Consider the following 14,464-nt stretch of genomic DNA (forward strand, 5'->3'; position numbering starts at 1 on the left):
CATCGTGTAATGCGGGCAGCATAGCAGAATGCCATGCTTGCACAACGGCATCAAGGAGAGCAGCGGATGCCGACGACCCCGTTAACCTTGCCTTCGGGCCAGCCCGTCTCGCGCCAGCGGTACACGCCGGGCGCGACGATGATCAACTGCCATTCCACCAGCTTGCCAGCGGCATTGAGGCGGGTCTCATTGTCATAGCGCAAAGTCAGGCTGCGCTCCGTTTCCGCCACCACGGTCGCGGCAAAGCGATTGGTTTCACCGAGCTTGCTCTTCCAGGTGCGGTCGTTGAAGATCGCCAGCCGCTGATGGTCGTCAGACAGCTGCATGCGCGTAAAGTGTCGCGCTTCTTCGCAAACACTATTGGTATTCACGCTGTCGGACCAGCTACCAGACAGTTGCGCGGCATCAAAAGGAGTCGGGGTGGCGGCCACGGCCACACTCAGCAGCAAGGTTGCAAGCATAGTTTAGCGATAGAAAGCGAAAAGTATCATCATGGTCAACGCAGCGCCTGCATGATGCTGGACGGCAATGCGGGTGTGCGCCGGTGCAAGGTCGCCTGCTCGTAGGCATATGCCATCGCAATGAGCGGCATTTCGCCATGGGCAGGGCCGATGAAGGACAAACCGATGGGCAAGCCCCCTGCCAGGCCGGCAGGCACCGTAATGTGCGGCAAGGCAGACTGCGCCTGCGATACCCCATGACACGTGGGTCCCACCAGCGCATCGAGCCCATGCGAGCACAGCAACGCTGCGATGCCGCCGGGCTCGGACGCGGGCGGCGGCTCGATCAGCTCCGCACCCTGTTCGCGAAGCACCAGCAGTGCCTGCTCGATCACGGCATCGGTCCCGGTACACTGGCCGAACAGGTGGCGCGCCACGCCGATGCGGCGCCCATGCAAGCCGGCGACATCGAGCACCATGCCATCGGCCAGGCGCTCGCCATTCAGAGCAGCGAGCAGCCAGGCCGCCTCGCGCACGCTGGGTGCCATCGGCCCCGCCGTGGCTGGCTCGCCGCCCTGCCCGCTGGCAGGCCTGCCCGTGGGCTTGATGGCAACCAGGCCGCACGTCGATGCGGGCGCGACGATGGAACCGTCCGCCGCGCTGTCCACGGCCAGGATGGTCAGACCGGCCCAGCTGGCACTGGCATGCGGCACGCTGACGGCGGCCCACTGGCGCAAATTGCTTTTGCCGATGATGACGGCACCGGCCGCGCGCAAGCGCGCCGCGACAAAGGAATCACAGCTGGCATGCGTGGCCAGCGGCGCCTGCGTACGCGTCTTCATGCGGTCGCCCGTGGCGATATTGTCGCGCAAAACGATGGGGATGCCATGCAAGGGGCCGCGCACCTTGTGCCCTTGCCGCTCACGGTCCATTTCCAGGGCAATTTTCAGCGCATCGGGATTGATTTCAATGCCGGGATAGGCACGCGCGCCGATGCTGCACAGGGAGCGGATACGGGCCAGGTACTGCGACGTCAGCGCATGAGAACTGAGCTTGCCTGCCTGCATCATCTGCTGTTGCGGCAACACGCCCGCATCGAGCAGATGGGCCATGGGGCTGGCGGGCGCTGTGGCACGGGGCAGCACGGGGCGCGACACGCGTGCTGGCACGGCCGCTGCGACAGGCTTCGCGTCCCGATATGCGCCGTTGCGCACCATATGACTACGCTGCATGGTATCTCCAGGAAACTTAAGTGTTTCTAACGCAATAATGCACTATCCATAGCATAGCAGTCCTTGCAACTCAATTGTTGTCGACGGGCATTAATTTTTAAGCAAAAAAAACGCCGCCCGAAGGCAGCGTTTCTTGATGGTCGAACACTGGAGCAAGCCAGGCCGGCGTTTGCCGGGCCCTGCGAGCAGCGCAGCGTGACGAGCTATCAGTTGCGTACGACACGCTTGTATTCGTTGGTACGGGTGTCGATTTCGATGACGTCGTCCTGTGCCACGAACAGCGGTACTTGCACGATGTGGCGATGTGCGTCGATGGCGTTTTCGATCTTGGCTTCTTTCAGGACGTTGCCCGAAGTGTTGCCCTTGACTGCAGGCTCCGAGTACACCACTTGACGTGCGATGGTCGTAGGCAGTTCAACGGAGATAGCCTTGCCGTCGTAGAAAATGGCTTCGCATTCCATGCCGTCCTTCAGGTAATGCAGTGCATCGCCCAGGTTTTCTTCTTCGATTTCGTACTGGTTGTACTCGGTGTCCATGAAGACGAACAGCGGGTCGGCGAAGTACGAATACGTCACTGGTTTTTTATCCAGAACAACAACGTCAAACTTGTCGTCGCCGCGGAACACGTTTTCCATCGGGGTGTTCGTCAGAAGATTTTTCATCTTCCATTTGTAGGTGAAGCCCGTGCGGCTCGAACCGTTGACATCAGAACGCAACACGATCATTGGCTTGCTGTCGACCATGATGATATTGCCAACACGAATTTCTTTTGCGGGTTTCATAGGAATGTACGTAAAAAGTGGGTTGCATGAAGACCATCTGCCGCCTGTGCGCCATCAGCGCCGCAAGCTTGCGTTTGATCGGTTAAAAATACGTTAGAAATAACCGGGCATTTTACCTTAATTTTTGGCAAGCGCCTATCTCGTCGCGCCGGCGAACGCCAGCAAGTTACTTGCCAGATCGCCATTGGACTGCATCTGCAGCTGCCAGGCCTGCGCGCGCGCCCGGATGCGCGCCAGGTCGGCCTGCAAGGCAGGCCACAGCAGCGTCCACGGCAAGGCATCCGCGCTGGCGCCATTCCAGGCCAGCGCCGCCTGCACCAGGCTGTCGATGGCACCGTCCGCATCCACCGCATGGCGCTGCAGGAAGGCGCGCAATTTCACGTGGTGCAAGTTTTCATCCTGCAGGTAGATATGCCAGAGAAAAGGCTGGCCGGCCCACTGGGCGCGCACAAAGGAATCCTCGCCGCGCACGAGATTGACGTCGCAAGCCCACAGCAGGCGGTCGTAATCGTCTTGCGACACGAACGGCAGCACGCGCACGGTGAGCGCGCCGCGTGTACGCGCCGCACCGGCTGCGGCGGCATCGTCGCCGATAAACGCTTGAACAGCATCGAATGCGACGCCTTCCGGCACCAGGCACGTCACGGGTTCGCTGCCCGCCTGCCAAACGCCAAACAGCTCGGCGACCGGGGCGGACGGATAGCAAAACAGCGACACTTTCAAAGCAGACATTTCCGCCTGGCTCACACCGAATTGCCCCAGGAATGCCGCCATGGCGCCGGCATCAGCCTGGAATACCAGCCTTTTTTCGTCGAGCGCCGCTTCGCGCAGCAGGCCGCCCGTTTTATTGGTAAAACCGGGAAAGAAGAAATGCTTGATCATGCCATGGCGCGGCGACGTCAGCGCATGGCAGCCCTCGACCCACTCTTCCGCCGTCAAGCCTTCCAGGTTCAGCCACACCGGCTGCGGCGCGCATTGCGCCATGGCCGCGATGTAGCCGGGCGGAATGTCGCAGGCAAAAAACTCGATGACGATGTCGGCAACATCGGCAGGCGCAAACACGCCATCCTGATCGCGCCAGTGGCGCACCGTCACGCCGCTGGCCTGCTGCATTTCCGCCGCCACGTCGATGCCGGGGCAGATGCGCTGGAAGCTTACAAGATCGTCAACCCACAAGGTGACGGCAACGCCATGCTCCCCGCTCAACTGCCGCGCCAGGCGCCAGCAAATACCGATATCGCCGTAGTTGTCGACGACTTTGCAGAAGATGGCCAGGGATGGTGCGCGATCGCTAGGTAGTGACATGAGCAGGCAAAATGATGGGAAAACGTTGGCATGCCGGCAAACAACAAAAAAGCCGCGCTGTTACCAGGCGGCTTTTTTGTTGGCTGATTCAGCCGGTCTGGCGTCCCCAAGGGGATTCGAACCCCTGTACTCACCGTGAAAGGGTGATGTCCTAGGCCTCTAGACGATGGGGACAGAAAATCTGTCCTGGATGCGCTACCCTGCATCCCGACCTCTTGCTACTTGCGAATCTGGCGTCCCCAAGGGGATTCGAACCCCTGTACTCACCGTGAAAGGGTGATGTCCTAGGCCTCTAGACGATGGGGACAGAAATCTGTCCTGAATGCAGTACTCCGCATCCTGACCCGGTACTGCAGCAATGTTGCAGAAACAAAAAAAGCCTGACTTGTCAGGCCCGTTCAGCACTGCGCTATTACCTTACAACTAAATCCTGGCGTCCCCAAGGGGATTCGAACCCCTGTACTCACCGTGAAAGGGTGATGTCCTAGGCCTCTAGACGATGGGGACCTGTGCTGGCTTTACTCTCAGCGGACTCTTCGTTGAAGGCTTTGCTTAGCCCCTCAAAAAAGCGTGCGCGAAGTTTAACACGAAGCGATTCACGAAATCAACTGCTGGCCTCTTATTTTCCATCTTATTGCACTTCCCGCCCCCATGGAAACGCGATGATGGCAGGAAGGCAAGCAAACGGGCGATCAGTCTGCCTGGCGCAGGACAGCATCCGTGCCAGCGATGCGAACGTCATGCATCTGGTTCAAATAGGCTTCCAGGTATGCCTTGTGCGACGCCCCCACTACCACCAGGACGCGCATGCCCGGCCGCGCCATCATGACTTCGCGGATATTCGATGCCATGCGCAAATTGCGCGTCTCCCAGTAGGCCACGTAATTGCGGCCGAAATGCTGTGGCGACGGCTCTTCCAGCGCCGCACCGAAATCGCTGCGGAAGATCAGCTCGGCCTGGCCAGGCTCGTTATAGGCACGGTACATGGCCAGCACGCCTGCCGGCGTCGCCAATGCCGCTTCCAGCGCTGCACTGCTACGCTTGCGCTGCGCCGTATGCGGATTGTCCCACGCCTTCATGATCGCCTCGCCGGAAGCCTTTTCCTCCCGCGCATTGTCGGCGGGCGCGTCCGACGTATGGTCGTCCATGGCATACACCTGCTCATGACCGCTCTTCGCCGCCACCACGGCTGCGATCAGCACATCCTCGCCGCCCCGCTGCAGCCGGTCATTGAGCATGGTCACCAGCCTGACATCAAGCCCGTCGCCCGCCCGTCGCTCCGCCTCCGGCAGACGCAACCATTGCACCAGCGCGGATGCCCGCTCGCCGCCAGCCAGGAACAGCGACGCCAGGGTGCGCCGCTGCGCGGCGGATGGTGCCGCCGGCCATGCGGCCAGCAACCGCTGCGCCTGCACGGTGGCCGCCACCACATCCAGGCCGGTCGCCGCATGCGCGGCGGCAGGATCCCAACAATAGGACTTGATCGTGTCCGCATAGCGTTGCGGGTAGCTGCGCAGGTACGCACACTGCAGACCGGACAAGGCCTCGATGGCAATGGCTTGCGGCTTCCAGCTCAGCAAGCGCGCGTTCAAGGTGCTCAGATGCGCGGGATCAAACGACTTCGGCAACTGCGACAGGTGCGGCGTGCCCAGCACCATCACCTCATTGATACGCCCCGATTGCAACTTGTAGGCAGCGGGATCGAAGGGAGCAGCAGGTGCCGCGGCAACGAAAGCCGGAGCGGAAAAGAAAGCGGCAAACAAAATGCTGACAAGCAAACGGGACATTCCACCTCCGGAGTTAAGTAATTCCATGAATACTGACAGGCGCAAAAACTGCCGCATACGCAGACCTGACTATCGGCAGCTTCAACGCCAGAAATCTTAAACACCCGGCACTACAATCTCCACCCCAAAGCGATGAATGGTAAAAATGGCATTCCGAAACGCAAATGATGCGGATATGCCGCGCGCGAGCAACAAGGAAAGCAGAAAGTAAAGGCGAAAAAAGCCGCTCGAGGCGACTTTGATTTATTCACTAGCTGTTTCTGCGCTGTTGGTGAAGGTAAGCGGGAGCTAAGCACTGACCGCTTGCATGCCATGCAAGTGCGCTAACAGCTTAGCCATATTCCCCCGAGCGAAGAAATCGCTGACGCAAATAAAAAAAGCCGCTCGAGGCGACTTTGATTTATTCACTAGCTGTTTCTGCGCTGTTGGTGAAGGTAAGCGGGAGCTAAGCACTGACCTCTTGCAGGCCATGCAAGCGCGCTAACAGCTTAGCCATATTCCCCCGAGCGAAGAAATCGCTGACGCAAATAAAAAAAGCCGCTCGAGGCGACTTTGATTTATTCACTAGCTGTTTCTGCGCTGTTGGTGGAGGTAAGCGGGATCGAACCGCTGACCTCTTGCATGCCACGCAAGCGCGCTAACAGCTTAGCCATACCCCCCCCAGCGAAGAAATCGCTGACGCAAATAAAAAAAGCCGCTCGAGGCGACTTTGATTTATTCACTAGCTGTTTCTGCGCTGCTGGTGGAGGTTTACGGGAGCTAAGCGCTGACCTCTTGCATGCCATGCAAGCGCGCTAACAGCTTAGCCATATTCCCCCGAGCGAAGAAATCGCTGACGCAAATAAAAAAAGCCGCTCGAGGCGACTTTGATTTATTCACTAGCTGTTTCTGCGCTGTTGGTGGAGGTAAGCGGGATCGAACCGCTGACCTCTTGCATGCCATGCAAGCGCTCTCCCAGCTGAGCTATACCCCCCGGGCGCAGAAACACTGCTACTTCTTCACTACCAAAACACCAGACTGAACTGGCGTCCCCAAGGGGATTCGAACCCCTGTACTCACCGTGAAAGGGTGATGTCCTAGGCCTCTAGACGATGGGGACCACGGAACGACGTTTGCTACCTTACTTCTGCGCTGTTGGTGGAGGTAAGCGGGATCGAACCGCTGACCTCTTGCATGCCATGCAAGCGCTCTCCCAGCTGAGCTATACCCCCCGGGCGCAGAAATAATAAAAGCCGCACTTGGCGACTTTGTTCCACTACTTGCTTTCCATCCAGAACCCGTTTTTTACCGGCCTGAACTTACAACAATCAGTACAAACAACTGCCACTACTATACCACAACTACTTGGCGTCCCCAAGGGGATTCGAACCCCTGTACTCACCGTGAAAGGGTGATGTCCTAGGCCTCTAGACGATGGGGACCGCGGAACTTCCAAACAACATCTGCACCACTTCAACGACTAACAAAACCTGACTGCGATTTTGCTGCTGGTGGAGGTAAGCGGGATCGAACCGCTGACCTCTTGCATGCCATGCAAGCGCTCTCCCAGCTGAGCTATACCCCCGTTGGTGCAGAAACAAGAGTATAGCAAAGAAGTTTCACTCTGCAAATACCCTTTTACGCCTATGAGCAACTTTTCATAGGAGAGGTTTCCGCGCCCTGTTTTTGCGGTTCTTTCGTCGCGATGCTTACAGCCACTTTGCCAGGCGCGCCAGCACGGTCTCGCGACCGAACATCACCACCACCTGGTCGATGGCCGGCGTCTGCAGCTGGCCCGTCAAGATCAGGCGCAAGGGCATGGCCAGCAGCGGCATCTTGATGGTGTTGGCAGCCAGCACTTCCTTGATCATGGCGGCCACGGCTTCCTTGCTCCACTCCACCGCGGCGATGCGCTCGGCAAACTGCACCAGCACGGGCTTGATGGCATCCGTGATGTGCTGCGCCACCAGTTCCGCTTCCGGCTGCGGCTCGCGGAAGAACAGCATCGAGGCGGCAGCCAGTTCATTGACCGTATTGGCGCGCTCTTTCATCATGCCCAGCACTTGCGCCAGATCAGGCGCGCCTTCGAAGACGGCGCCGGCGGCCAGCATTTGCGGGCGGGCCAGGTCGGCCAGACGGGTGTTGTCGGCCTGCTTGATATAGTGGTTGTTCAGCCAGGCCAGTTTTTCATTGTTGAACTGGGCCGCCGATTTCGACAGGTGATTCAGGTTGAACCACTCGCAGAACTGCTCGGTCGAGAACACCTCATCATCGCCATGGCTCCAGCCCAGGCGCGCCAGGTAGTTCAGCATCGCTTCCGGCAGGAAGCCTTGCGCCGGGTAATCCATCACGCTGACGGCGCCGTGACGCTTCGACAGCTTTTCGCCGTCCGCACCCAAAATCATCGGCAGGTGACCATACAGGGGCAGCGGTGCACCGATGGCGCGCAGGATATTGATCTGGCGCGGGGTGTTGTTGACATGGTCGTCGCCGCGGATCACGTGGGTGATCTGCATGTCCCAGTCATCGACTGCCACGCAGAAATTATATGTCGGCGTGCCGTCCGGGCGCGCGATCACCAGGTCGTCCAGCTCGCGGTTGGAAATCGTGATCGTGCCCTTGACCACGTCGTCCCACGTCACGTCGCCATCGAGCGGGTTCTTGAAGCGCACGACGGGCTTGCGATCAAAGGGGACGGCCGGCAGGGTCTTGCCCGGCTCCGGGCGCCAGGTGCCGTCGTAGCGTGGCTTTTCGCCAGCGGCGCGCATGCGCTCGCGCATCGCTTCGACTTCTTCCGGCGACGAGTAGCAATGATAAGCCGTGCCCTCGGCCAGCATCTGCGCCACCACTTCGCGGTAGCGGTCCATGCGCTGCATCTGGTAGAACGGGCCTTCGTCGTGGTCCAGGCCCAGCCACTTCATGCCTTCGATGATGGCTTGCACGGCTTCCGGCGTGGAGCGCTCCACGTCCGTGTCTTCGATGCGCAGCACGAAAGTGCCGCCGAAGTGACGGGCATACGCCCAGCTGTACAAGGCGGTGCGGGCGCCGCCCAGGTGCAGATAGCCGGTCGGGCTGGGAGCGAAACGGGTACGAACGGGAGTAGCGGTTGTGGTCATCGAAGTAATCAGGCTTTGAAGAAAAACACCATTTTACTCTGTTGACCGCCGCCGCTCCATAAGCGACATCACAGCTGCATCAGCCGACTTTTCACCTCGTCCGCCTGGGCATGCAGCGCCAGCTCGAACAGGGCGACCAATTGCGACAGGGGCCGATGCAGGGGCTTGACCAGATTCACGGTGAACGGCAAGGACACGGCGAAGCGGCGGACTTGCAAGCCCTGCCCCGCGTAATCGAGGGCCGTGAGCGGATTGACGATGGCCAGCCCCACGCCTTCGCGCACCATGGCACAGACGGAGGCGGCGCTATGCGTATCAAGCGCCATGCGCCGCTCCACGCCAGCCTGCGCGAAAATGGCGTCGATCTGCTGGCGGTAAGGGTCGACGGCGGCCAGGCTGATGAAAGGCTGGCCAGCAAAGTCTTCCGGAGCCAAGGTCATCTTGCCGGCCAAAGGATGGCCGTCGGGCAGCACGCACACTTCATCGACGGACATCAGGGTATCGAGTACGGTACCCGGCGGCGCATTGCCCACTTCCGTCAGGCCGATATCGTGGCGCTGCGCCGACAGCCACTCTTCCAGCAGCGGCGACTCCTGCGGCGTGATGCTGATGCTCACCTTCGAAAAATCAGCCACGAAGCGCTTGCACGCCTGCGGCAGCAGCGACTGGGAAAACACGGGCAGGCAGGCGATCGACAACTGCCCCTGGTCGAACTGGCGCAGGGCCGCCGCCGTGCTGACGATGCGCTCCAGGCCGAAATACGCGCGCTGTACTTCCTCGAACAACTGCAGCGCCTGGGCCGTGGGGCGCAGCCGCCCCCGCTCGCGCTCGAACAGGGTCAGGCCCGTCAAGTGCTCGAGGCGCGCCAGCTCGCGGCTGACGGTGGGCTGCGAGGTGTGCAGCATGGCGGCGGCGGCCGTCACGCTGCCCGTCGTCATGATGGCGCGGAAGACCTCGATATGGCGCAAGGAGATAGTCATGGTCATATCATAAATGAATAAGGTAGGCCCAAATGGATATTTTATAGTCGAAGCGCAATCGGCCATCATGCAGTCATCTCCCCATTCCCCCGAAAGCACCCGATGAAGCCCGTCAACGACCAGACCCTCGCCCAACTCGCCCAGGAACACGGCACGCCACTATGGGTGTATGACGCGGCCACCATCCGCGCCCGCGTGGCGCAGCTGGCGCAGTTCGATACCGTGCGCTTCGCGCAAAAGGCCAATTCGAACATCCATCTGCTCACCCTGATGCGCGAAGCTGGCGTGCACGTGGACGCCGTGTCGCTGGGCGAAATCGAACGCGCGCTGCAGGCAGGCTTTACGCCGGCGCAGACCAACGGCGCCGCCGGCGTGGTATTTACCTGCGACCTGTTCGACCGCGCCACACTGGCGCGCGTGGCGGCGGCGAAGATCGAAGTCAATTGCGGCTCCGTCGACATGCTGCGCCAGCTGGGCCCAGTGTCTCCCGGCCACCGCGTCTGGCTGCGCATCAATCCCGGCTATGGCCATGGCCACAGTAACAAGACCAATACCGGCGGCGAAAACAGCAAGCACGGTATCTGGCATGAAGAGCTGCCAAAGGCGCTGGCCGTCATCCGCGCACATGGACTGCACCTTGTGGGCCTGCACATGCACATCGGCTCCGGCGTTGACTACAGCCACCTGGAAACCGTCTGCGGCACCATGGTCGATCTGGTCAAAAACATGGGTCATGACCTGGAAGCCATTTCCACGGGCGGCGGCCTGTCCGTGCCCTACCGCGAAGGCGAACAGCCCGTCGACACTGACCACTACTTCCAGCTGTGGGATGCGGCGCGCAAGCAGATCGAGGCGCACCTGGGCCACGCCGTGCACCTGGAGATCGAACCGGGCCGCTTCCTGGTGGCCGACGCGGGCCTGCTGGTGGCCGAAGTGCGCGCCACCAAGCAAATGGGCGGCAACCACTTCACCTTGCTGGATACGGGCTTCAATGAACTGATGCGCCCCGCCATGTACGGCAGCTACCATGAAATGTCGGTGATTGCGCATGACGGCCGCGCTCTCGATGCCAACCCGGCATGCCCCACCGTGGTCGGCGGCCCCCTGTGCGAATCGGGCGACGTCTTTACCCAGCGCGATGGCGGCGTGGTGGAAACCCGCTTGTTGCCCGCAGCGCAGGTGGGCGACTACGTCGTCTTCGAAGGCGCAGGCGCGTATGGCGCGTCGATGTCGTCGAACTACAACAGCCGCCCGCATGCGGCCGAATACCTGGTCGATGGCGAGGCTTCGCGGCTGATCCGCCGCCGCCAGACAGTGGCAGAACTGATCGCGCTGGAACAGTTCTAAGCGGTTTCCGATACCCGCCCCGTGCGGGCATGCGCATCTGCTAACATCGGGGCAACTCGATGAAAGCCCGCCATGCCCGCCACCACCCTTGCCCGCTGCAGCACCCGTTTCCTGCTGCCCCTGCTGCTGTCCGCCGTCCTTGCCGGCTGCGCCGCGCTGCCCTCGCTGGACGGACGCAGCGCCTCCACCGTCATCACCGATACGGCGCACACCCAGCTGGCCACGGCCATAGCGCCCATGGTGGCGCAGCATCCCGGCGTGTCCGGCATTTACCCGCTGGTCGATGGCCGCGACGCCTTTGCCGCGCGCGCCCTGCTGGCCGCCGCCGCCCAGCGCAGCCTGGACGTGCAGTACTACATCTGGCACAAGGACATCACCGGCACCCTGCTGTTCGACGCCCTGCGCCAGGCGGCCGAACGGGGCGTGCGCGTGCGCCTGCTGCTCGACGATAACAACACGACGGGCCTGGACCAGACCCTGACCATGCTGGGCAAGCAGCAGAATCTGGAAATTCGCCTGTTCAATCCCTTCGTGCCCCGTGCGCCGCGCGCGCTGGCCTTTGTCGCCGATTTTTCACGCCTCAACCGGCGCATGCACAATAAATCGTTCACGGCCGATAACCAGGCCACCATCGTGGGCGGGCGCAATGTGGGCGATGAATATTTTGGCGCGGCCGGCGATGTCCTGTTTGCCGACCTTGACGTACTGGCCGTCGGCCCCGTCGTCAACGAGGTCTCGCAGGAATTCGACCGCTACTGGAACAGCGCCTCGGCCTACCCGGCCAGTCTGCTGCTGACCAGCCCCGTCGATGGCGACGCTGCCACCATCGCCGCCGAAGCGGAGCACATCGACGACACCAGGGCAGCCGGGGAATACGTGCAGGCGCTGCGCACCTCGCCCTTCGTCAAGCAGATGATGGAACGCACCCTGCCCTTCGAATGGGCGCGCACGCGCATGGTCAGCGACGACCCGGCGAAAGTGCTGGACAAGGCCCGGCCAGGCACGGGCGTGGCGGAAAACCTGCGAACCCTGCTGGGCGTGCCGGACAAGGAAGTGGACCTGGTGTCGCCGTATTTCGTTCCCGGCAAATCCGGCACCCAGGCCTTTGCCGATCTGGCAAAACAGGGCGTGGGCGTGCGCATCCTGACGAATGCGCTGGAAGCAACCGACGTGGCGGCCGTGCATGCGGGCTATGCGAAGTGGAGGAAACCGCTGCTGGAAGCGGGCGTGCTGCTATATGAATCGCGCCGTTCGTGGGAAGCAGGCGATGCGCGCGCGCAGCCGGGTCACCTGGGCAGCTCCGCATCGAGCCTGCACGCAAAAACCTTTGCCGTCGACGACCAGCGCATCTTCGTGGGCTCGTTCAACTTCGATCCGCGCTCGATCGCATTGAACACGGAAATGGGCCTCGTCATCGACAGTCCCGCACTGGCCAGCCAGCTGGGGAAAGCCATGCGCACCACCATCCCGCAGCGCGCCTACCAGGTGCTGCTTGGCGACGATGGCGCGCTGTACTGGCTCGCCCGCGACGCCAACGGCGGTGTCACGCGCTACGACACGGAGCCGGGCACCAGCGTGTGGAAGCGCATGGGAGTGGCGATTCTGTCGGTGCTACCGATCGATTGGCTGCTGTAAGCTGTTTTGCCAACACTGTTGTCGGATTACGCGGGGCTTTGCCCCGCTAATCCGACCTACGCTCTTCGCAAGGTCATCGTAGGTCGGGTTAGCGCAAAGCGCGTAACCCGACAAGCACGTAGCCCCCTCTTTTACCGCACCGCTTCCGTCAACACCCGCCCTTCCGACGCGGACGGCTGGCGTATGCGCAGCAAATGGGCCAGGGTCGGGGCGATGTCGACCACTTCCGCGTACTGGCCATAGGCGCCCGGCTTGATCCAGCGGGGACCGAATACCATCAGCGGCACATTGGTGTCATATGTGTACGGCGTGCCGTGCGAGGTGCCTCCAACGCCCTTGCCGAAGTACCAGGCCGGTTTCGTCACCAGCATCAGGTCGCCCGACAGCTGGCGGTTCCAGGCACGGCGCATCAGAGTATCCATGCGCGTGGCCACCGCCCCCGATTCCATCTGCGTGCGCGTGTAGACTTGCGCCAGGCCGTCCTGCTGCAGCAGGAAGCGGGCTGCCGCGTCTTCCAGGGCAGCGCGATTGACGCCGCTCTTTTCCGCCAGCGCGTAATCGAGGTAGATATTCGGCAGCGACGACGACGTCACCAGCTTGTCCGCGCCCAAGGTCGTGGCCAGGTGCTGGTTTAATGCCGCCACCAGCTTGTCGCCGTCGATGCGCTTGGCGGAAAAGCCGCCGCGCGCTTCCGTAAATTCAGGCACGTTGGCAAAACCATGGTCGGCCGTCAGCACCACCAGCACGTTGTCCATGCCGACTTTTTTATCGAGGTCGGCAAAGAAACCGGCCAGCATGCGGTCCAGGCGCTGCAGGTGGTCATGCGACATCTTGCTTTCCGGACCGTAGGCGTGGTTCACATAATCGTGCGCGGACAGGCTCACGCCCAGGATATCGGGCACGCCGGCCGGGTTGCGGCCCAGGTTCTCGCCATCGACGGCGGCGCGGGCAAATTCCAGGGTCAGCTCGTCGAGGAAGGGACCGGACTTCAGCCGGCTGTAGTACTCGCCATCGAGCTTGCCGCTGTCGCTGTAGTAGGCGAACGGGAAGGTGTTGCGCGTGCCCGGCTTGGCCGGCACCAGATCATCACGGGCGTCCCGCGCATAGGCCGAATCGGCCAGCAGCGGTGTCCAGCTCTTGCCGTAATAACGGTCCTGCGGCCTGGCCGCCTGGTAGCGCTGCACCCATTGCGGATGCTGCTGCATGTAATAGGTGCTGCTGGCGAAGTTACCCGTCTTTTCCATGTACATGTAGGCCGTGCCCGTTTTCCCCGCCAGCAGGATGGCGCCACGGTCCTTGCCCGAGACGGTGACGACCTTGGCCTTGTCGCCCGTGGAATAGCGCAGCTCGTCGCCCAGGGTGCTCACGCGCAGCTTGGTCGGCGCCGTTCCATCGTCGGGCTTCGTCTCTTCGCCGATGTAATGGAAATTGCCATCCTCGGTGCAATATACGGATTTTTTCGTGACGGGATCGATCCAGTTATTGCCGATCACGCCATGCTGGTACGGGTAGGCGCCCGACAGCACGGCCGAGTGGCCGATGGCGGTCACCGTGATGCCATGCGCCTGGTGCGCATCGCTGAACCACGCGCCCTGCTCCAGCAGGCGGCGGAAGCCACCCTGGCCGAACTGGTCGCGGTAGCGCGTCACCTGCTCCTGCGGCAAGCCGTCCACCACCAGCACCACCACCAGCTTCGGCTGCGCCGCCGTGGCAGCAGCAGCAGCAGCAGCAGCAGCTGGAACGGCCTTGGCCGCGTGCGCCTGGCACGCCGCCACGCTGGCCACCAGCAGCAAGGCCTGCGCCAGTTGTCGGGAAAGGGAGAAATTCTTGCTCATATGCACTCATCCAAAGTTAGGCCACC

The 14,464-nt window shown here is 61.6% G+C and carries 10 protein-coding genes and 9 tRNA genes; 2 read left to right on the plus strand and 17 right to left on the minus strand.

All coding sequences use genetic code 11. The features are described from left to right. Positions 1-50 precede the first annotated feature (50 nt). From ACQ4WZ_RS13490 to ACQ4WZ_RS13565, 16 genes are all read right to left on the minus strand, one after another. Positions 51-461, minus strand: coding sequence for a hypothetical protein (locus tag ACQ4WZ_RS13490; RefSeq protein WP_101480517.1), 411 nt, complete (start codon positions 459-461; stop codon positions 51-53). Between the two features lie 35 nt (positions 462-496). Continuing rightward, positions 497-1,672: an amidase family protein gene (locus ACQ4WZ_RS13495; RefSeq protein WP_436573654.1), complete on the minus strand. Its 1,176-nt coding sequence runs from the start codon at positions 1,670-1,672 to the stop codon at positions 497-499. Between the two features lie 206 nt (positions 1,673-1,878). Next, the gene (locus ACQ4WZ_RS13500; RefSeq protein WP_100876390.1) at positions 1,879-2,454 is read right to left on the minus strand and encodes an elongation factor P; all 576 of its coding nucleotides are present in this window, start codon (positions 2,452-2,454) and stop codon (positions 1,879-1,881) included. A 135-nt stretch (positions 2,455-2,589) separates the two neighbouring features. Further along, positions 2,590-3,759: an elongation factor P maturation arginine rhamnosyltransferase EarP gene (earP, locus tag ACQ4WZ_RS13505; RefSeq protein ID WP_436573655.1), complete on the minus strand. Its 1,170-nt coding sequence runs from the start codon at positions 3,757-3,759 to the stop codon at positions 2,590-2,592. Positions 3,760-3,857: 98 nt separating this feature from the next. Then, positions 3,858-3,933, minus strand: a tRNA-Glu gene (locus ACQ4WZ_RS13510). Between the two features lie 57 nt (positions 3,934-3,990). Next, a tRNA-Glu gene (locus ACQ4WZ_RS13515) sits at positions 3,991-4,066 on the minus strand. Positions 4,067-4,190: 124 nt separating this feature from the next. Continuing rightward, positions 4,191-4,266, minus strand: a tRNA-Glu gene (locus ACQ4WZ_RS13520). A 185-nt stretch (positions 4,267-4,451) separates the two neighbouring features. Next, on the minus strand, positions 4,452-5,546 hold the full coding sequence (locus tag ACQ4WZ_RS13525) for a DUF5694 domain-containing protein (RefSeq protein WP_436573656.1): 1,095 nt from the start codon (positions 5,544-5,546) through the stop codon (positions 4,452-4,454). 583 nt (positions 5,547-6,129) lie between these two features. Continuing rightward, a tRNA-Ala gene (locus ACQ4WZ_RS13530) sits at positions 6,130-6,205 on the minus strand. Between the two features lie 238 nt (positions 6,206-6,443). Beyond that, positions 6,444-6,519, minus strand: a tRNA-Ala gene (locus ACQ4WZ_RS13535). Positions 6,520-6,569: 50 nt separating this feature from the next. Then, positions 6,570-6,645: transfer RNA gene (locus tag ACQ4WZ_RS13540), tRNA-Glu, on the minus strand. 36 nt (positions 6,646-6,681) lie between these two features. Then, a tRNA-Ala gene (locus ACQ4WZ_RS13545) sits at positions 6,682-6,757 on the minus strand. A gap of 134 nt (positions 6,758-6,891) precedes the next feature. Continuing rightward, positions 6,892-6,967 (minus strand) — tRNA-Glu (locus ACQ4WZ_RS13550). Positions 6,968-7,034: 67 nt separating this feature from the next. Further along, positions 7,035-7,110 (minus strand) — tRNA-Ala (locus ACQ4WZ_RS13555). Between the two features lie 124 nt (positions 7,111-7,234). Beyond that, on the minus strand, positions 7,235-8,641 hold the full coding sequence (gltX, locus tag ACQ4WZ_RS13560) for a glutamate--tRNA ligase (RefSeq protein WP_101480512.1): 1,407 nt from the start codon (positions 8,639-8,641) through the stop codon (positions 7,235-7,237). A 68-nt stretch (positions 8,642-8,709) separates the two neighbouring features. Continuing rightward, positions 8,710-9,621: a LysR family transcriptional regulator gene (locus ACQ4WZ_RS13565; RefSeq protein ID WP_101480511.1), complete on the minus strand. Its 912-nt coding sequence runs from the start codon at positions 9,619-9,621 to the stop codon at positions 8,710-8,712. 102 nt (positions 9,622-9,723) lie between these two features. Here ACQ4WZ_RS13565 and lysA point away from each other — a divergent pair, with 102 nt between their 5' ends. Both lysA and ACQ4WZ_RS13575 read left to right on the plus strand, forming a co-directional pair. Then, positions 9,724-10,968 (plus strand): diaminopimelate decarboxylase, encoded by a 1,245-nt coding sequence (gene lysA / locus ACQ4WZ_RS13570; RefSeq protein ID WP_436573657.1) that lies wholly within the window; start codon positions 9,724-9,726, stop codon positions 10,966-10,968. Between the two features lie 72 nt (positions 10,969-11,040). Beyond that, positions 11,041-12,603: a phospholipase D family protein gene (locus ACQ4WZ_RS13575; protein WP_436573658.1), complete on the plus strand. Its 1,563-nt coding sequence runs from the start codon at positions 11,041-11,043 to the stop codon at positions 12,601-12,603. Positions 12,604-12,734: 131 nt separating this feature from the next. Here the strand turns inward: ACQ4WZ_RS13575 and ACQ4WZ_RS13580 are convergent, their stop codons facing one another. After that, positions 12,735-14,438: an alkaline phosphatase family protein gene (locus ACQ4WZ_RS13580; protein WP_436573659.1), complete on the minus strand. Its 1,704-nt coding sequence runs from the start codon at positions 14,436-14,438 to the stop codon at positions 12,735-12,737. Positions 14,439-14,464: the final 26 nt, after the last annotated feature.

Source organism: Janthinobacterium darwini, assembly GCF_051380905.1.
Taxonomy (GTDB): Bacteria; Pseudomonadota; Gammaproteobacteria; order Burkholderiales; family Burkholderiaceae_D; genus Janthinobacterium.